Origin of the sequence: Rhizobium herbae, assembly GCF_019511375.1 — a bacterium.
Classification (GTDB): Bacteria; Pseudomonadota; Alphaproteobacteria; order Rhizobiales; family Rhizobiaceae; genus Pararhizobium; species Pararhizobium herbae_A.
In genome coordinates, this window is the sequence record NZ_JAEUAO010000001.1 from 1,261,244 (window position 1) to 1,280,302 (window position 19,059).

Consider the following 19,059-nt stretch of genomic DNA (forward strand, 5'->3'; position numbering starts at 1 on the left):
ATGTCGCAGCCGTCAGGAGCGGAAGAGCCGCGAATACAAGGTCTCGTGACGAAGCGCCGCTATGTCGGCGACGATTGTAGCAGAGCCGAGGTCGTCCGGCGTGCTTGAGGATGCGCATGCCGCCGTCTCGGCGATCGCGGCTTCCAATTGCGCAAGAACGCCGACGCCATGCCTCTGGCCCGTTACTCCGCAGCGGATCGCAACGGAAACCAGGTTCGATGCCGTGGCATGCAGATAGGCCGCCAGCGCCGGCTCCAATCCGGTGCCATGCGCCCCGGCGACAGCGCCAACCGCGACCGGATAGGCAACTGCACCGACCAGCGTAGCGAGCACCGGATGCGGCCAATGCGAAGCCGCAGCGAGGAAAGCCTCGCCCTGCAGCATCGTTTCCATGTGGCGCTCCCGCGAGCCTGCCAGGGCTTGCGCCAGTTCGCGCACCGCTTCAAGCCTGCTGCGATCGTCACAGGCCCGATAGCTCTCGGCCAGAAGCACGGCATCGTTCCAGCTTGAGCCATGGCGGATCAGCGCTTCCAGCCATCGCCTCAAGGCGGAAGCGTCGGTGATCAAACCATCGTGAACAGCCTGCTCGAGCCCACCGGAATAGGAGAATGCGCCGACCGGAAAAGCCGGCGACAGCCATGTCACCAGCCTGAGCAACGCCCGCGTGTCTGCCTGCTCAGTCATGGGCGTGATGATGACCGCCGTGTCCGTGTGAGTGTCCGTGGGAATGACCGTGATCGTGGCCGCCGGACCCGTGATAGGCGCCGCGCATCGGCTGGAACGGTTCCGTCACCTCCGCGACCTTCGCCCCCAGGCCCTCGAGCATCGCCTTGATCACCGGATCACGCAGGATCAGGATCCGGTCCTGGCGGATTTCCGCCGGCAGGTGGCGGTTGCCGAGATGCCAGGCAAGCTCGATCAGGTGCAGCGGATCACGCGCTCGGATGTCGTAGAGCGGCTCCTCGATCGCGGCGATGCGGACATAGTCGCCCGTATCGAGCACCAGAAGGTCGCCATCGGCGAGCATCACCGGTTCCTTCAGGTCGAGCATCACCACGTCGTCATTGTCGAGATGCAGCAGCTTGCGGCGCAGGTGCCGCTGGTCATGAGCAAGCGCGATCGTGTGAAGCGGCGTCTTGTCCGCCGGGCCAGGCGAAAGAATTTGGGTCGAGCGATAGGGCATTCAGAGAACCTCGACCTTGTCTGAGTGAACAACCTCGATACGGCCATCCGCCACCAGTTCCGCAGTCGCCTTCTGGAACGCGACGATATGCGGTTCGGCGAAATGCGCCTCCAGCGCCTCGCGGGTTTCCCATTGCTCGATGAACACCAGAGTGTCCGGTTCGCCGGGCTTCTGGTAGAGATCGTAGAAGATGCAGCCTGCCTCCCTGCGCGTCCCCGCAATCAGGGGACCGGCATCGGAAACAACCTCGAACCCCTTGCCGGGATGCGTCTTCAGATGGGCGATGACGTAGATCATGTGCACCTCGAAATGTTTTCCGCCACTGTAGCCATAAAAAAATCCGGCGCCAGACCCAAGAGCCCCGCACCGGATTTCAGATCGGCAAGGCCGCTCAACTCAGGCTGCAAGCTTTTCCGACTTCAGGGCTTCCAGGATGTTCTGTGGCGAGGAAACGCCATAGGGATCGCTGTCGCAATTGTCCGAATAGCCTTCTTCCTCGAACCACTGCTCGACGGCACCGTCATTGATGATGGCCGCATAGCGCCAGGAGCGCATGCCAAAGCCGAGATTGTCCTTGGCGACCAGCATGCCCATCTTGCGGGTGAACTCGCCGGAGCCGTCCGGGATCAGCTGGACGTTTTGAAGGTTCTGCGACTTGCCCCAGGCGTTCATGACGAAGGCGTCGTTGACCGAGATGCAGTAGATCGCATCGATGCCTTGGGCATTGAATTCGCCGGCGAGCTTTTCGAAATCGGGAAGCTGGTAGGTCGAGCAGGTCGGCGTGAACGCGCCCGGCAGCGAGAAGAGGATGACGCGCTTGCCGGCGAAATAATCGGCCGAGGTCACGTCCTGCCAGCGATAGGGGTTGGGACCACCGACGGCTTCGTCACGGACGCGCGTACGGAAGGTCACGGACGGCACTTTTCTGCCAACGATCATAGCTATCTCCTTGAAATTGCACTTCCCGTGCGGCGAGATCTCGGGAGGAGCCCGGCGCGGAAGCTGAAGCCGCTTTTTACCGCAAGCCGTACTGCGATGCAGCATGGGACAGGCAAGAAAACCGCGTCGCATGGCTGCCATGCGCCAGACGCATGAGAGGAAGTCCATTCCGTCGCGGAAACCTTGCCCTCTTCCCATCGGACAGCCGAAACTTCCCCGCGCGGTTTGCCGCCGTGGTTTTCAAACATGCACTTCAATCGGACGGGGCACTGGAAACCGTCTCTAACGAATAAGCATATGTGACGCCTTCCAGCGCCCCGTTTGGCGTTCTCTCGGGAGCTTTCCTCCCTACAGACCCCGACTTTAGATCCTCTGCCTCGCGACGACTTCGTGGCGCAGCTCTCCGGTGCCGGCATTAAGCATCGCAGCTCCGGTACGTCACGCGTCCTGTCGCGACATGTGTACCACACAGGCACGCCCGCCCCAGAAGGACGGAGGGGATCCATTTTCCGGGGGCTCTCCTTCCGGTCCGCCTGACGTTCGTGGCCCGAAGGCCACGAGGCTTCCCGTGGAGCGCCAGCCCTGCCTCGCCGCCAACGTCTTGCGGTGTATCCGCGACAGGACGCCATGATCATGGCACGGCTTTTCAAGGCGGGGATCAGCGGGGATAAAATGCACGGGGAGGAAAGGTCGTGGCCGTCGTGACACGACCTGTTGCCTCGTTTATCGAAATCATCGATGAAGAGGATTATGTAAGATATTTCATCGCGTTAACTATTGGCCGCCCCTCATCCCACGTACAGGCAGCGTCGGAAATACCCCCTCTGTCACTTCGTGACATCTCCCCCTCAAGGGGGGAGATCGGAGCAAGAGGCCAGCCCCATGCCAATCTCCCCCCTTGAGGGGGAGATGCCCGGCAGGGCAGAGGGGGTTGAGAAGGCTACCGTCGTGTACTGTGGAGGCCGGGCTGCAAATGGCGTTTTTCTGCGCTCCGATGCTCACCTACTATAGGTACGCTCCGCTTCGGTACTCGTAAACCAGCATTTTCGCCCGCGCCCTGACCAAACTCCAAGTCTGTTAGAACAGGAAATACCGCTGTGCCATCGGCAGCACGGTTGCCGGTTCGCAGGTCAGGAGTTCGCCGTCGGCGCGGACCTCATAGGTTTCCGGATCGACCTCGATATGCGGTGTCAGGCTGTTGTGGATCATCGAATGCTTGCCGATACCGTGACGCGTGTTCTGGACGGCAACCAGTTCCTTGGCGACGCCGAGGCGACCCTTGAGGCCCGCATCGAGCGAGGCCTGGGAAACGAAGGTGACCGAGGAATTCGTCCGGTTCTTTCCATAGGCGCCGAACATCAGGCGATAATGCACCGGCTGCGGCGTCGGGATCGAAGCGTTCGGGTCACCCATCGGGGCTGCCGCGATCGAGCCGCCAAGCAGAACCATGTCGGGCTTCACGCCGAAGAAGGCCGGGTTCCAGATGACCAGATCGGCACGCTTGCCGACCTCGATCGAGCCGACCTCATGGCTGACGCCATGGGCGATTGCCGGGTTGATCGTGTATTTGGCGATGTAGCGCTTGACACGAAAATTGTCGTTCTCGCCGCTCTCCTGCGTGAGCCGGCCGCGCTGGCGCTTCATCTTGTCGGCCGTCTGCCAGGTGCGGATCGCCACTTCGCCGACGCGGCCCATGGCCTGGCTGTCGGACGAGATGATCGAGAAGGCCCCGATATCGTGAAGGATATCCTCGGCAGCGATCGTCTCCTTGCGAATGCGGCTTTCGGCAAAGGCGATATCCTCGGGAATTGACGGCGACAGGTGGTGGCAGACCATCAGCATGTCGAGATGTTCGGCGAGCGTGTTCTTCGTATAAGGCCTGGTCGGGTTGGTCGAGGACGGTATGACGTTCGGCTGGCCGCAGATCTTGATGATGTCGGGCGCGTGGCCGCCGCCGGCACCCTCCGTGTGGAAGGCATGGATGGTGCGGCCCTTGATGGCGGCAATGGTATCTTCGACGAAACCGCTCTCGTTCAGCGTATCGGTGTGGATCATCACCTGCACGTCATATTCGTCGGCGACCGACAGGCAGCAGTCGATGGCGGCCGGCGTCGTGCCCCAGTCCTCGTGCAGCTTCAGCGAACTTGCACCCGACAGCACCATTTCGACGAGGCCGGCCGGCAGCGACGCGTTGCCCTTGCCGGCGAGCGCAAGGTTCATCGGAAAGGCGTCAAAACTCTCGATCATCCTCTCGATATGCCAGGCGCCGGTGCAGGTGGTGGCAAGCGTCCCATGCGCCGGGCCAGAGCCGCCGCCGAGCATGGTGGTGATGCCGCTCATCAGCGCTTCCTCGATCTGCTGCGGGCAGATGAAGTGGATGTGGCTGTCCATGCCGCCAGCCGTGACGATCTTGCCTTCGCCTGCGATCGCCTCCGTCGAGGGACCGACGATGATGGTGACGCCCGGCTGCGTATCCGGATTGCCCGCCTTGCCGATCCCGACGATGCGGCCATTCTTCAGGCCGATGTCCGCCTTGACGATGCCGGTATGATCAACGATCAACGCATTGGTGATGACGGTATCGACCGCGCCCGCGGCGCGCGTCACCTGGCTCTGCCCCATGCCGTCACGGATGACCTTGCCGCCGCCGAACTTCACCTCGTCGCCATAGGTGGTGAAGTCCTTCTCCACCTCGATGAAAAGCTCCGTATCGGCCAGCCGAACCTTGTCGCCAGTGGTGGGGCCGAACATATTGGCATAGGCCGCGCGCGACATTTTATAGGACATGGTCTACCTCTGAAGTTCTGAAAAATTGGGAGATTTCGATGCTGCCTTGTCGAAAGTCATTGTCGTTCGGCAGCCGTTTTGCTGGTTGACGACGGTCAGAAGGTTGGTGTCGAGCCGCCCGATCATTTCCCGTCACTCCCGCATCCGGCAGTACGCGCTTCCTTGGTCCACCGAGCGATGTCCCCGCCAGTGACCGGGAAATCGGGCTTCGCGGTTCCCTGCAAATCCGAAAGGCGGCGGCCTCGCGCGCCTATGCCACCCGGCGTAAACGAAAGGTGCGACGGGTTCGCCGGCAACGTATCAATGCGGTCCACATATCCCGCGGCGACCAACGCATCCACATACCTGCGTTCCGCCGCAAACGGGTGGCCCTCCCAACCGGTATGGCCGAAGCCGGCAAGCATGATGCGGTCGCTCGGCCGCCGCCAATGCGCCAGCACTTCGGCGATGACGATCAGGCCGCTGCTCGGCGCGACGTATTCGCCGGAGTGGAAATATCTCAACTCGGCATCAACGCTTTCATGCGTCGACGCCGGGACTGTATGGAAGGCTCGGCCGGTCGCCTTGGCGAAGGCCCGGAAGCCATCCGTGTAGTCGTCGCAGAGATCGTCGAGTTCCGGGTGGCGTTCCTCGATTTGCGGCCGCAGCGCCTGAAATTTTTCAGCCGCCCGAACGCACCAGATTTCGCGTGCCTGCCGCACGGCCGCATCGGCTTTCCACCGGCCACCACCCAGCATCGCCAGCGCCGGCCGGCCGGTGTTGCAGACGGCGACGACGTCGGTTTTCTCGCCGCCTGCGCCGCGGGAGCGGCAATCGTTGAAGCGGATCACCAGATCGGCCTGATCAACGACGGCCGCCGCACCTTCCGGTACCGGCCCGTTTCCGACGATCATGATGGACCGGCTCACCGTCACTTGGGCTTCCCTCAGTTTCCAAGGCCTTCGGTCAGGCTCTTCAGTTCCGCGGTGCGCTTCAGCGTCAGGTCGGCAAGGCATCCGGAAACCAGCATCGGTTCCATCGATCCGCCCCGCGCCGCGAAACCGGCAAGCTCGCACTGACCGTCGCGATAGCCGATCCAGGCGCGCTGCGCCTTCTTCAGCGCTTCGACGGCACCGACATAGTTCGGGTCGATCTCACCCAGTTCCTTGTCGGTCTCCTGCATCGCCGTCATCGTCGTCTTGTAGGCTGCGTTCAGTTCCTTGTCGGCCGCTTCATAGTCCTTGTTGGCGCAAATGTTCAGATCCGACTGGGTCATCGCCTTCTCGCAATCGACCTGCGGCTCGTCCTGCGCCTGCGCAAGCGGCGCAAAGGTCAGAAAGCCCGCCACGATTACGCTTGCAGGACGCAGCCGGCTCATAGCTTGCCCATGATCTTCTGCTGGAACCCGTAGACTTCGCGCTTGCCGGCAAAGGGAATGAGCGTGACGTTACGCGTCTGCCCGGGCTCGAAGCGCACTGCCGTTCCCGCCGGAATGTCAAGGCGCTTGCCGTGCGCCAGCGCCCGGTCGAAGGACAGACCGGCATTGGTTTCGGCGAAATGATAATGGCTGCCGACCTGGATAGGCCGGTCGCCCGTGTTCGACACCTCGAGCGTCACGGTCTCCAGACCGGCATTCAGCTCGATCTCGCCGCTTGAGGCAATGATTTCACCGGGGATCATGATCTGTCTCTCTCCTGTTCAGGCTGCCTTGGTCGGCGCGCAACCATCCGGCTTCGACACGCGCTCGGTGGATGCCGGGAACTTGCCCAGTTTGGCGGCAGGGCGAACGGGACGGCGCACGAGCTCGCCTGCGCAGTTCGGGCACTGTCCGTCCAGAACCTCGGATGCGCATTGTGTGCAGAAGGTGCATTCAAAGCTGCAGATCATCGCCTCGCGGCTGCCCGGCGGCAGATCCTTGTCGCAGCATTCGCAGTTGGGTCTCAGTTGCAGCATCGCCTGTTCCTTCAGCGAATGGGTTCGTGGACGGTGACGAGCTTGGTTCCGTCCGGAAAGGTCGCCTCGATCTGGATGTCGTGGATCATCTCGGGGATCCCTTCCATCACCTGCTCGCGGGTGATCACATGGGCACCGGCCTCCATCAGGTCGGCAACGGACCGGCCGTCGCGCGCACCTTCGACGACAAAGTCGGTGATCAGTGCGATCGCCTCGGGGTGATTGAGCTTCACGCCGCGCTCCAGGCGCCTGCGGGCAACCATCGCCGCCATCGAAATCAGCAGTTTGTCTTTTTCACGAGGGGTGAGATTCATGCGCGGCCACCAAGATTGCGTGTCGATTACAGGTTCCAGACTTTCGGCACGGAAGCGCCCTTGCGCAAGTGCGAAATGACCGGGATGAGGATTTTTCTTAAGGCAAAACCGTCGGCGGCGACGAGGCGGGCAATCAGCTTGTCCTGCCCGGCAACGTGATAGTGGCTGACCCCGCCATTGGCACCGCCGATCAGAGCCCGCAGCTTCTCCAGCTGCTGCTCGCAGTCCATGCCGCTGTAGAAGAGCGTGGCAAAGGCGACCTGCCCGCCGAGCGTGGCGGTCTCCTGCGCAAGCGCGGCGATGTCGCCGCTCAGGCGCAGATTTTCGGCGTGCAGCAGAATTCCCCCCTTGCGGATACGCCAGCAATCCTGAAACAGGCCCGTCCGCATTGCCTCGCCCATGGCCTTGCGGCCCAAAAGGACGGCCTCGACGGCCAGGAACTCGCCGCCCTCGGCGATTTCGACGTCGAGCCGACGCGACAGAGAGGCACGGTCGAACAGGATCGTCTCCTGCGGCAGCCAATGCACCGTCGCACCGGCCCCGACCGCGATTTTCGCCCGCACTGCCGCGGTTCCGGCACTCGCCTTGTAGATCTTCTCGCAAGCCTGGGTCGTCAGGGTGAGATGCGTGGCCTCTCCGGCCGAAAATTCCCACTCCATATGGTCGCCGCCGGTCAGCCCGCCGGAACTGTTGATCAGCACCGCTTCCATCGTGGCGTCGAACGTATCGGGCAGCCTGATCTTGGCGCAGCCTTCCTGGTAGAATTCGGCAAGCCGCGTGCGCCCGCCAAATGGCTTTGCCGCGAGCCGTCCCTTGCCCCACGCGCGTTGCGGAGCGATCGCCGCCGCTTCTGCCATAAGATCCGCCGTTAAACCGTCAGGTGGCGGCGTGCTTCCGGCGTGTCCAGCGTCTCTGCCGGCCCCTCGTGCACGATCTCGCCCCGATCCATGATATAGACATGGTCTGCAAGCTCGCGGCAAAAGTCAAGGTACTGTTCCACAAGCAGAATTGCCATCCCCGTGGAATCGCGCAGATACCGGATCGCCCGGCCGATATCCTTGATAATCGACGGCTGGATGCCTTCCGTCGGCTCATCGAGCACGAGGATCTTCGGCCGCGTCACCAGCGCACGGCCGATCGCCAGTTGCTGCTGCTGGCCGCCCGAAAGGTCGCCGCCGCGGCGGCCAAGCATGGAGCGCAGGATCGGGAAGAGGTTGAAAATGTCCTCCGGAATGAAGCGGTCCTTGCGCGCGACCGGCGCATAACCCGATTCCAGATTCTCCCTGACCGTCAGCAACGGAAAGATTTCGCGGCCCTGCGGCACGAAGCCGATGCCGTGCCTGGCGCGATTATAGGGCGCCATGCCGTTCATCGGAATGTCGTTGAAGGTGATGGTGCCGGCGCTTGGCCCATGCTGGCCGGTGATGGCGCGCAAGAGACTGGTCTTGCCGACGCCATTGCGCCCGAGGACGCAGGTGATCTTGCCCATGGGAGCGGTGATGGAGACGCCGCGAAGGGCCTGGGCCGCACCATAGTGCAGATTGATATTGTCGACCGTCAGCATTCCATCACCTTTTCAGCATCAGTTCAAAAGCGTCCGCCTCAGCGTCTGCAAAACGTGTTTCTGTTCCTGCGTCGCCTCGCCGCCAACGTTCGCAACATCGTCGGCGATGGCGATCAGTTCTTGCCGTTCGTCCACGGTCAGCGCCTTGGCCCACAGGTCACGGAACCGGCGGATCGGATCCTCGGGATTGACCACGTTCTTGACCGCCCAGTCGGCGAACACCAGCACCTCTTCCATGTCACCCGGCTTGATGATACCGGCCATGCGCTGGCGGATCAGATCGCGCGCCGCATCCTTCCAGACCGGCTTTTCATTGGCGAGGCACAGGAAGAATGCAGCCGCTGCAATCGCCGGATCGGCGATCGAGGCAAGCGGCGCAACCTCCGCCTTCTTGCGGAACTGCCGGCGCTTGTAGGCGCCGCGCATGCGCTCGACCGAGTCGATGATTTCGCTTCCCGCTTCCCGCACCATCTTCAAACGCCAGTACCAAACGGCCGCTCCGGCCAATACGAACACGACAAAACCGACAATATGCATGGATCAAACCCCGCACTGCGAAATGTACTGGCGGTGTTAAAGCCGCTTTCCCGGCGAGGTTCAACCTTTACGTTCATTCACCGCCCCAGATAGTTCTCGATGACCTTCGGGTCGCTGCTGACGAAATCGATGGAGCCTTCGGCCAGTACCGAGCCCTCCGCCAGGCAGGTGACCTTGACACCGAGATCGCGGATGAAGCCCATGTCGTGTTCGACCACCACGACCGAGCGGGTCCTGGCGATTTCCTTGAGCAGGATGGCGGTTTCCGCCGTTTCGGCGTCGGTCATGCCGGCCACCGGCTCATCGACGAGCAGCAGTTTCGGCTCCTGCGCCAGAAGCATGCCGATCTCCAGCCACTGCTTCTGGCCATGCGAGAGATTGGCGGCGAGATCGTCCTTGCGCGCCGTCATGCGCACCGTTTCGAGGATCTCCTCGATGCGAGCCTTGTCCTCAGCCGTCAGGCGGTAGAACAGCGTTGCGAAAACGCCGCGCTTCCGGTTGAGCGCCAGCTCGATATTGTCCCAGACCGTGTGGCTCTCGAACACCGTCGGCTTCTGGAACTTGCGGCCGATGCCGAGCTGGGCGATTTCGGCCTCATCCTTCCTGGTGAGGTCGATATCGCCGTTGAAGAACACCTGGCCCGAATCCGGCCGGGTCTTGCCGGTGATGATGTCCATCATCGTCGTCTTGCCGGCCCCGTTCGGGCCGATGATGGCGCGAAGTTCTCCCGGCTCGACGACGAAGGAGAGCGAATTCAGCGCCTTGAAGCCATCGAAGGAAACCGAGACGCCGTCGAGGTAGAGAAGGCTGCGGGAAGTCTTTGCATCCATCGGTCTTACTCCGCCGCCTGAGGTTCGAGTGAGGCAAGCCGGCTTTCGGCGCTGGCTGCCGCCTTGTCCCGGTAGGCGCGCTCGGCCGCATCGGCTTTTTTCTGCTCCTTGCGGGTCGCCAGATGTTGCTGGACCGTGCCGACGACGCCCCTGGGCAGGAACAAGGTTGTCGCAACGAACAGCGCACCGAGCGCAAACAGCCAGAATTCCGGGAAGGCGGCGGTGAAGATGCTCTTGCCGAAATTGACGAGGACGGCGCCGATGATCGGCCCGATCAACGTGCCGCGCCCGCCGACCGCGGTCCAGATGACGACTTCGATCGAGTTTGCCGGCGCAAATTCACCGGGATTGATGATGCCGACCTGCGGCACGTAGAGCGCGCCGGCGATGCCGGCCATCATTGCAGAAACCGTGAAGATGAAGAGCTTCATGTTTTCCACCCGGTAGCCGAGGAAACGCGTGCGGCTTTCGGCGTCGCGCACGCCGACCAGCACCTTGCCGTATTTGGAACGGACGATGGCCGAGCTCAGGATCAGCGCCAGGGCGAGAGCGACGGCGGTTGCCGCAAAGAGCGTCGCCCGGGTGCCGCCGGCCTGGACGTTGAAGCCGAGGATATCCTTGAAATCGGTGAGGCCATTGTTGCCGCCGAAGCCCATCTCGTTGCGGAAGAAGGCGAGCAGCAGGGCGTAGGTCATCGCCTGGGTGATGATCGACAGATAGACGCCGGTGACGCGCGAGCGGAAGGCGAACCAGCCGAACACGAAGGCGAGCAGACCGGGAACCAAGAGCACCATCAACGCGGCGAAGGCGAAATGATTGAAGCCGTACCAGTACCAGGGCAGCTCGCTCCAGTTCAAAAACACCATGAAATCCGGCAGCAGCGGGTTGGCATAGACGCCCCGGTCACCGATCTGACGCATGAGATACATGCCCATGGCATAGCCGCCGAGCGCGAAGAACGCGCCGTGGCCGAGCGAAAGAATGCCGCAATAGCCCCAGACGAGATCGAGCGCGAGCGCAAGCAGGGCGTAGCAGAGGTACTTGCCGAGAAGAGGGACGAGATGGCCCGGGACATGGAAGAAGTTGCCTTCCGGGATCAGAAGGTTGGCAAGCGGCACGAGCGCTGCCGCCAGAAGGATAAGCGCCACGGCCCAGAGGATCTTCTTCTCGTGCCGGCTGAACAGCATTTGCGTAATCATTGTTCGATCGCCCTTCCCTTGAGCGCGAACAGGCCGCGCGGCCGCCGCTGGATGAAGAGAATGATGAAGATGAGGATGAGGATCTTGCCCAGCACCGCGCCGGCATAGGGTTCGAGGAACTTGTTGGCGATGCCGAGCGTCAAGGCGCCGACCAGCGTCCCCCAGAGATTGCCGACCCCACCGAAGACCACGACCATGAAGCTGTCGATGATGTAGTTCTGGCCGAGATTGGGCGAGACGTTGTCGATCTGGCTGAGCGCAACGCCCGCCATGCCGGCAATGCCGGAACCGAGACCGAATGTCAAAGCGTCGACCCAAGGCGTGCGGATACCCATGGACGACGCCATGCGGCGGTTCTGCGTCACGGCGCGCATCTGCAACCCGAACTTGGAGCGCTTGAGCAGCAGGAGCAGCGCTACAAATACGCCGAGCGAAAAGACGATGATCCACATGCGGTTGTAGGTGATGGCCAGGCCGCCGACATCGAAGGCCCCCGACATCCAGCTCGGATTGTCGACCTGGCGGTTCGTCGGCCCGAAGATGGTGCGGATCGACTGCTGCAGGATCAGCGAAATGCCCCAGGTGGCGAGCAACGTTTCCAGCGGCCGGCCATACAGCCAGCGGATGACGCTGCGCTCGATGCCGATGCCGACGAGGCCCGTGAACAGGAACGCCGCAGGCACCGCAAAGGCGAGCGAATAATCACTCATCTGGGGCGCGACGGCATGAAGCGTCTGCTGCACCACATAGGTGGTGTAGGCGCCGAGCATGACCATTTCGCCATGCGCCATGTTGATGATGCCCATGACGCCGAAGGTGATGGCAAGGCCGATGGCGGCGAGAAGCAGAACGGAGCCGAGCGACAGACCGTACCAGACGTTCTGCGTCACATCCCAAATGGCGAGACTGGTCTCGATCGACGCGATGTTCTGCTCGATCGCCGGCTTCAGTTCTTCCGGCGCATTTTCCATTGCCCCGGTCAGGATCGTCAGCGCATCGCGGTTTCCGCGCGCCGCGATCGTATCGATGGCGGCCTTCTTGTCCTCGGCGCTGGCATCGGTCTTGAGCAGGATGACGGCCCGGGCCGCTTCCATGGTCGCCTTGACCTCGGCGTCCTTCTCCTGCGCCAAAGCGGCGTTCAAAAGATCGAGATTATCGGGATCGGCGTCCTTGAGCAGGTCCTGCGATGCGGCCAGACGGGCGGCCCGGTCGGGGCTCAGCAGCGTCAGCTGGCTCAGCGCCGCGCCGATCGCGCCGCGCAGGCCGTTGTTGAGCTTGATCCTGGCAAGATTGCCGGGGACGTCGGCCACCGGCGCGCCAGTCAGCACATCCACATAGGCGCCATCCGTCGGCGCGGCGAGGTAGACGGAGCCACCGGTCTTCGGCGCATAAAGTTTGCCTTCGCTGAGGTTTTGCAGGATTTCGGCAACCTTGGCGTCGCCCGAAGCCGCAAGCGCCTTGACGGCCTCGATCTTCTGGGGAAAGCCACCGGTCCCGAGCGCGTCGACCAACGGCCGGATATCTTCCTGCGCACGTAGACCGGTTGCGAGGCAACTGACCAGAAGGCAGAGAGCAACGAGGAAGGTCTGGAGGGCGCGATACATGAGCTCTTCAAGTTCCGTTTTGGCTGACGCTGCGAATTCCGGCGAGTGCTGGACCGCTGGCGCTGCTGCTTAAAGTTTCCGCAATGCGCACGTCCGACGATCAGATCGGACCGATGTGGCACCGGGAACCACGTCGTGACGCTCCACTCATGCAGAAAACATGCCAGTACCACCCTGGGGCAGACAGTCCCCCGTCCGGGTGGGAGGCCCGAACGGAGGGGTATTGGTGTCCGACAGAAAGGTGAGTACATGATTTGGGGGAAACGGCGGTCAGACCGTTTCCGGACTATGCTGGCCTTGATGAAAATCAGGAGCCTTTGCCGCCGCACTTGCCGGTGGCAACGTTGAAGTTGCCGCAAGACATCGGCTTGCGCCAATCAGAGATCAGGTCTTTCGAGTCGGGCAGGTAGTCGGACCATTCGTCGCCGACAACCGCCGGCGTCTGCTGGACGATTTCGAACTGGCCGTCTTCCTGGATTTCACCGATCAGCACCGGCTTGGTGATGTGGTGGTTCGGCATGACTGTGGAATAGCCGCCCGAAAGGTTCGGAACGCTGGTGCCGATGATCGTATCGAGAACCGCATCGGTGTCGGTGGTGCCGGCAGCTTCGACGGCCTTCACCCACGCGTTGAAGCCGATATAGGCGGCTTCCATCGGATCGTTGGTCACGCGCTTGTCGTTCTTGGTGAAGGCGTGCCATTGCTTGATGAATTCGGCATTGACCGGAGCATCGACGGACTGGAAGTAGTTCCAGGCGGCCAGATGGCCGACCAGCGGCTTGGTATCGAGACCGGCAAGTTCTTCTTCGCCGACCGAGAATGCGACGACCGGGATATCGGTTGCCTTGATGCCCTTGTTGCCGAGCTCCTTGTAGAAGGGAACGTTGGCATCGCCATTGATGGTCGAGACGACGGCGGTCTTCTTGCCGGCCGAGCCGAATTCCTTGATCTTCGCCACTTCCGTCTGCCAGTCGGAGAAACCGAACGGCGTGTAGTTGATCATGATATCCTCTTTCGGGATACCCTTGGCAATCAGATAGGCTTCGAGGATCTTGTTGGTCGTGCGCGGATAGACATAGTCGGTGCCTTCAAGCACGAAACGCTCGACGCCTTCTGTGTTCATCAGGTAATCGACCGCCGGGATTGCCTGCTGGTTCGGAGCGGCGCCCGTGTAGAAGATGTTGCGCGATGATTCTTCGCCCTCATACTGGACAGGGTAGAAGAGCAGCGAATTCAGTTCTTCGAAGACCGGCAGAACGGACTTGCGCGACGACGAGGTCCAGCAGCCAAAGACGGCTGCGACCTTGTTGACGGAGATCAGTTCGCGCGCCTTTTCAGCAAACAGCGGCCAGTCGGACGCCGGGTCGACGACGACGGCCTCAAGCTTCTTGCCGAGCAGGCCGCCCTTCTTGTTCTGCTCCTCGATGAGCATCAGCATGGCATCCTTGAGCGTCGTCTCGGAGATCGCCATGGTGCCGGAGAGTGAATGCAGGACCCCGACCTTGATCGTGTCCTCGGCGGCATGAACACCGGAGAATGCAGTCGTGGCAAGCGCACCGGCGAGGAACGCGCTCATGACGTGAGATTTGATTTTCATTGTGAACCCCTCTCGTTCTTTGGACGACGGCGCTTGGGAGACCTTTACCGTTCGTAAAGGAACTATCCGCCGGGGGCAGAGAAACCTGTATACGTCAATTGACGTAGACACGGGGGCGAAGTGTGCAATGCAGCACCTTTAAGGATCGCGATCTTCTGTGCTACCACTTTGTCGCGGACGCAAAGACAGCAAGGGGATCCGACACCGCCGATGACAGCCCGCCAGCGCATCATACCGGTCCGGCGTGAATATAACCGCTGGGTCGCCAACCAGACGCTGGAAGACTATGCGCTGCGTTTCACTGCCAAGAGCGCCCGGCAATTCTCCTCGCAGCGCATTTCCCAGACGGCGATCGGGGCGATCTCCTTTCTGGCGCTCGAGGCAATCGGCGGGGCGATCACGCTCTCCTACGGCACCACCAACGCCGTCATCGCCATTCTGGCGGCCAGCATCGTCATGCTCGCCGTCGGCCTGCCGATCAGCCGCTATGCCATCCGCCATGGCGTCGACATCGACCTCCTCACCCGCGGCGCGAGCTTCGGCTATATCGGCTCGACCATCACCTCGCTGATCTATGCGAGCTTCACCTTCATGCTCTTTGCCATCGAGGCCTCGATCATGTCGGCGGCGCTGGAACTTGCGCTCGGCATCCCGGTCTGGATCGGCTATATCGTCAGCGCTGTCATGGTCATCCCGCTGGTGACGCATGGCGTTCGGCTGATCAGCAAGTTCCAGCTGGTGACCCAGCCATTCTGGATCATTCTCAACATCCTGCCCTTCATCTTCATCGCGCTCGCCGACTGGAGCAAATTCGACGTCTGGGTGGCCTTTGCCGGTGCCCACAAGTCGGCCGGTGCCCCGGGGTCCCTGGCACCCTTTTCCATTGCCGAGTTCGGTGCGGCGTCGGCCGTGATCCTCGCCCTGATGGCGCAGATCGGCGAACAGGTGGACTTCCTGCGCTTCCTGCCGCCGGAAGGGCAGCGCAAGCTGCATCATCGGATCGCCGTATTCCTGGCCGGCTCCGGCTGGGTGATCGTCGGCGCGCCGAAATTGCTGGCAGGCTCCTTCCTGGTCGTGCTCTGCCTCAGCGCCGGCGTTCCGGTCGAGGACGCGGCGGATCCGGCACATATGTACCTGACCGCATTCGGCTACATGATCCCGTGGCACAATGCGGCCTTGCTGCTGATGGCCGCCTTCGTGGTCGTTTCGCAATTGAAGATCAACGTGATGAATGCTTACGCGGGATCGCTCGCCTGGTCGAACTTCTTCTCGCGCCTGACCCACAGCCACCCCGGCCGCGTCGTCTGGCTGATGTTCAACGTGGCGATCGCCCTGCTACTGATGGAACTCGGCATCTACAAGCTGCTGGAGGAAACGCTGGGGATCTTCTCGATCATCGCCATGTCCTGGCTCTGCACCATCTCGGCCGACCTCTTCGTCAATAAGCCGCTGGGTCTGGCGCCGGCAAACATCGAGTTCAAGCGCGCCCATCTCTATGACATCAATCCGGTCGGCGTCGGCGCCATGACGCTGTCGGCCTTGATCGCCCTCACCGCCCATTTCGGGCTGTTCGGGGCGATGGCGTCGTCGTTGGCGCCCTATCTTGCGCTGATCACCGCCTTCATCGCCTCTCCCGCCATCGCCTGGGCGACGAAGGGCAAATACTATCTCGCCCGCAAGCCGCGCCAGAGCTGGAAAAAGCTGTCCACCGTCACCTGCTCGATCTGCGAACATCCGTTCGAACCCGAGGACATGGCCTGGTGCCCTGCCTACTCCGCGCCGATCTGCTCGCTCTGCTGCTCGCTCGACAGCCGCTGCCACGACATGTGCAAACCGCATGCGAGCTTCAACTACCAGACGGCCGTGGTTGCCAGGACATTGCTGCCGCAGAAGGTGACGGAAACGCTTTCCACGCGCCTTGGCCGCTACGGGATCGCCGTTGTGCTGTCGGTTGCAGGCATCGGCATCATCCTGGCGATGATAGCGCACCAGACCGGCAGCGCATCGCCTGAGACCGCCGCGGTGATCAACCGGACGATCGGCATTGTCTTCTTCGTCTTTGCTGTCGTCACCGGCATCGTCTGCTGGTTCTACGTCCTGGCGCATGACAGCCGGCTGGTGGCGGAGGAGGAATCCTCGCGCCAGAACACCTTGCTGCTGAAGGAAATCGCCGCCCACAAGAAGACCGACGCGGCCCTGCAATATGCCAAGGAAACGGCGGAGGCAGCCAACCGCGCCAAGAGCCGCTATGTCGTGGGGCTCAGCCATGAACTGCGCACACCGCTCAACGCCGTGCTCGGCTACGCGCAGATCCTCGAACGCGACGAGACCATTCCGGCACCGCGTCAATCAGCGATCAAGGTGATCAAGCGCAGTGCCGACCACCTGTCGGGCCTGATCGACGGGCTGCTCGATATTTCCAAGATCGAGGCCGGCCGGCTGCAGGTCTATTCCAATGAGATCAACATCCAGGATTTCCTCGACCAGATCGTCGACATGTTCCGCCCGCAGGCGCAAGCCAAGGGCCTGGTCTTTGCGCAGGAGCGGGCAAGCACCCTGCCGCAATATGTCCGCACCGATGAGAAACGGCTGCGCCAGATCCTCGTCAACCTGCTCTCAAATGCCATCAAGTTCACCGACACCGGCACGATCCGCTTCGATGTCGCCTATCGCAGCCAGGTCGCGACCTTCACCGTCTCCGATACCGGTCGCGGCATTTCGCAAGCCGACCTGCCCCGCATCTTCGAACCCTTCCAGCGTGGCGAGGCCGAACATGTCCGGCCGATGCCGGGCCTTGGGCTGGGGCTCACCATCACCCGGCTTCTGACCCAGACGCTCGGCGGCGAGATCGTCGTCGACAGCGAGCGCGACAAGGGTTCGACCTTCCGGGTCCGCCTGATGCTTTCGGCAATCAACCGGCCGACCGCCTCGCTCCCCTCGGTGCGCAAGATCGCCGGCTATGCCGGACCGCGCCGAACGATCGTCGTCGTCGACGACAACGAGGATCACCGCGACTTGATGCGTGAGGTGCTGATGCCGCTCGATTTCGTCGTCCTGACGGCAGCGGGCGGAACGGAATGCCTGACGCTGATCGAGGGCATCGAGCCCGATCTCTTCCTGATCGACATCTCAATGCCCGGCATGAACGGCTGGCAGTTGGTCACCCGCCTGCGCGAGTACGGACAAACCGCTCCGATCATCATGCTGTCGGCCAATATCGGCGACAGTAGCGAGGCAGAGAGTCACACCGGCCACAACGACAGCCTTGCCAAGCCTTTCGATATCCGCCAGTTGCACGACAGGCTGGCTGTCCATCTGGCGCTCAAATGGGAATACAGCGATATGGCTGCACCGGCGCCTAAGCCGAAGGCCAACGCCAAGGTCAAGACGCCCGGTGTCGCCCATGTCGAGGAACTGATCCGGCTGGGTGAAATCGGCTATGTCCGCGGCATCGAGGCAAAGCTCGCCGATCTCGCCCGTCTCGAGGAAAATCAGCCCTTCACCGAGGCGGTGAAGACCTATGTTCAGGCTTTCGACCTTGCCGGCTATGCCGATTTCCTCCAGACCATAAACAGACAAGGGAGAGCCGCCGGTGAATGACGCAGTCCATCCACGCGATATCGTGCTCATCGTGGATGATTCTCCGGAAACGCTGGGCTTCCTCACCGATGCACTCGAACAATCCGGGTTCTCGGTACTGATCGCCACGTCCGGCAAGGCTGCGATCAATGTCGTTGACCGCATCACGCCGGATATCATCCTGATGGATGCGGTCATGCCCGGCATGGACGGTTTCGACACCTGCCGCAGCCTCAAGGCCAACCCCGGCATCGCTCAGGTTCCGGTGATCTTCATGACCGGGCTTACGGAGACCGAACATATCGTCCGCGCGCTCGAATCCGGCGGCGTCGACTATCTTTCGAAACCCATCAACATCGACGAGCTGCGCGCCCGCATCCGCGTTCATCTCGCCAATGCGCGCTCGGCGCAAAGCGCGCGCGTGGCGCTGGATGCGGCCGGGCGGCACCTGCTTGCGGTGCGTGGTTCCGGCAGCATCCAATGGTCGACGCCGCAGGCAACGCGGCTGGTCAATGCCGCAACGGGCCGGGACGACGGGCTGGAGACGCTCGCCGACCATATCCGCACCTGGCTGGAGGAGCGCCAAAGACACGGTGTCTCCAAGGAGCCGCTGATGATCCACCAGCATGGGCAACCGGTCCTGCAGCTTGCCTATCTCGGCGCCATCGGCGGCGATGAATTCCTGTTCCGCCTCACCGGCGTCAGCCAGACCAGCGACGACGACATTCTCAGGCAGAATTTTTCGCTGACGGTACGCGAGGCCCAGGTGCTGCTCTGGATCGCCAAGGGCAAGTCGAACCGCGACATCGGCGAAATCCTGGGCTTGAGCGCGCGCACCGTCAACAAGCACCTGGAACAGATCTACGTGAAGCTCGGCGTCGAAAACCGTGCTTCTGCCGCGGTCAAAGCGGCGAACGCCTTGCGCGAGGTCTAGAGTGTGATGCCGAACAAGCGCCTTTCGCACGACATCAGGCTCTGCTTCCCTGGTTCCAGA

18 protein-coding genes and 1 pseudogene are annotated in these 19,059 nt (G+C 62.1%); 2 read left to right on the forward strand and 17 right to left on the reverse strand.

Translation table 11 applies throughout. The annotated features are described in order from the left end of the window. Positions 1–12 precede the first annotated feature (12 nt). The 17 genes and pseudogenes from JNB71_RS06125 to urtA form a co-directional block, all read right to left on the reverse strand. A complete protein-coding gene (locus JNB71_RS06125) occupies positions 13–684 on the reverse strand; it encodes an urease accessory protein UreF (RefSeq protein WP_220370900.1) in 672 nt (223 codons plus the stop codon). Beyond that, a complete protein-coding gene (gene ureE / locus JNB71_RS06130) occupies positions 677–1,183 on the reverse strand; it encodes an urease accessory protein UreE (RefSeq protein WP_220370901.1) in 507 nt (168 codons plus the stop codon). The genes JNB71_RS06125 and ureE overlap by 8 nt, the downstream gene beginning before the upstream one ends. Further along, positions 1,184–1,480 carry a putative quinol monooxygenase gene (locus tag JNB71_RS06135; protein ID WP_220370902.1) on the reverse strand — a complete coding sequence of 99 codons (297 nt, stop codon included), beginning with the start codon at positions 1,478–1,480 and terminating at the stop codon, positions 1,184–1,186. A 99-nt stretch (positions 1,481–1,579) separates the two neighbouring features. After that, positions 1,580–2,119: a peroxiredoxin gene (locus JNB71_RS06140; RefSeq protein WP_220371165.1), complete on the reverse strand. Its 540-nt coding sequence runs from the start codon at positions 2,117–2,119 to the stop codon at positions 1,580–1,582. A gap of 1,080 nt (positions 2,120–3,199) precedes the next feature. Continuing rightward, positions 3,200–4,909, reverse strand: a complete 1,710-nt coding sequence (gene ureC, locus JNB71_RS06145) for an urease subunit alpha (RefSeq protein ID WP_220370903.1) — start codon at positions 4,907–4,909, stop codon at positions 3,200–3,202. 302 nt (positions 4,910–5,211) lie between these two features. Then, positions 5,212–5,823 (reverse strand): annotated as a pseudogene (locus JNB71_RS06150) (Urease operon accessory protein); the annotation flags it as partial. A gap of 11 nt (positions 5,824–5,834) precedes the next feature. Next, positions 5,835–6,266 (reverse strand): lysozyme inhibitor LprI family protein, encoded by a 432-nt coding sequence (locus JNB71_RS06155; protein ID WP_220370904.1) that lies wholly within the window; start codon positions 6,264–6,266, stop codon positions 5,835–5,837. Then, positions 6,263–6,568: an urease subunit beta gene (locus JNB71_RS06160; RefSeq protein ID WP_220370905.1), complete on the reverse strand. Its 306-nt coding sequence runs from the start codon at positions 6,566–6,568 to the stop codon at positions 6,263–6,265. The genes JNB71_RS06155 and JNB71_RS06160 overlap by 4 nt, the downstream gene beginning before the upstream one ends. An 18-nt stretch (positions 6,569–6,586) precedes the next feature. Continuing rightward, complete coding sequence (locus JNB71_RS06165; RefSeq protein WP_220370906.1) at positions 6,587–6,841, reverse strand: DUF1272 domain-containing protein; 255 nt, start codon at positions 6,839–6,841, stop codon at positions 6,587–6,589. Positions 6,842–6,852: 11 nt separating this feature from the next. Further along, on the reverse strand, positions 6,853–7,155 hold the full coding sequence (locus tag JNB71_RS06170; protein WP_018326747.1) for an urease subunit gamma: 303 nt from the start codon (positions 7,153–7,155) through the stop codon (positions 6,853–6,855). 26 nt (positions 7,156–7,181) lie between these two features. After that, positions 7,182–8,012 carry an urease accessory protein UreD gene (locus tag JNB71_RS06175; RefSeq protein ID WP_220370907.1) on the reverse strand — a complete coding sequence of 277 codons (831 nt, stop codon included), beginning with the start codon at positions 8,010–8,012 and terminating at the stop codon, positions 7,182–7,184. Between the two features lie 11 nt (positions 8,013–8,023). Then, complete coding sequence (urtE, locus tag JNB71_RS06180; RefSeq protein ID WP_220370908.1) at positions 8,024–8,719, reverse strand: urea ABC transporter ATP-binding subunit UrtE; 696 nt, start codon at positions 8,717–8,719, stop codon at positions 8,024–8,026. 18 nt (positions 8,720–8,737) lie between these two features. Beyond that, on the reverse strand, positions 8,738–9,256 hold the full coding sequence (locus JNB71_RS06185) for a hypothetical protein (RefSeq protein ID WP_220370909.1): 519 nt from the start codon (positions 9,254–9,256) through the stop codon (positions 8,738–8,740). Between the two features lie 77 nt (positions 9,257–9,333). Continuing rightward, complete coding sequence (gene urtD, locus JNB71_RS06190; RefSeq protein WP_220370910.1) at positions 9,334–10,086, reverse strand: urea ABC transporter ATP-binding protein UrtD; 753 nt, start codon at positions 10,084–10,086, stop codon at positions 9,334–9,336. 5 nt (positions 10,087–10,091) lie between these two features. Further along, positions 10,092–11,285: an urea ABC transporter permease subunit UrtC gene (gene urtC / locus JNB71_RS06195; protein WP_220370911.1), complete on the reverse strand. Its 1,194-nt coding sequence runs from the start codon at positions 11,283–11,285 to the stop codon at positions 10,092–10,094. After that, positions 11,282–12,889 (reverse strand): urea ABC transporter permease subunit UrtB, encoded by a 1,608-nt coding sequence (gene urtB, locus JNB71_RS06200; protein WP_220370912.1) that lies wholly within the window; start codon positions 12,887–12,889, stop codon positions 11,282–11,284. Before urtB ends, urtC begins: the two co-directional genes overlap by 4 nt. A 307-nt stretch (positions 12,890–13,196) precedes the next feature. Continuing rightward, entirely contained in the window at positions 13,197–14,486 is a 1,290-nt protein-coding gene (gene urtA / locus JNB71_RS06205; protein WP_220370913.1) for an urea ABC transporter substrate-binding protein, read from the reverse strand. Between the two features lie 210 nt (positions 14,487–14,696). Between urtA and JNB71_RS06210 the strand changes: the two genes are divergently transcribed. Both JNB71_RS06210 and JNB71_RS06215 read left to right on the forward strand, forming a co-directional pair. Continuing rightward, positions 14,697–18,086 carry a hybrid sensor histidine kinase/response regulator gene (locus JNB71_RS06210; protein WP_220370914.1) on the forward strand — a complete coding sequence of 1,130 codons (3,390 nt, stop codon included), beginning with the start codon at positions 14,697–14,699 and terminating at the stop codon, positions 18,084–18,086. Next, the gene (locus JNB71_RS06215; RefSeq protein ID WP_220370915.1) at positions 18,079–18,999 is read left to right on the forward strand and encodes a response regulator; all 921 of its coding nucleotides are present in this window, start codon (positions 18,079–18,081) and stop codon (positions 18,997–18,999) included. Before JNB71_RS06210 ends, JNB71_RS06215 begins: the two co-directional genes overlap by 8 nt. The last annotated feature ends 60 nt before the right edge of the window (positions 19,000–19,059 follow it).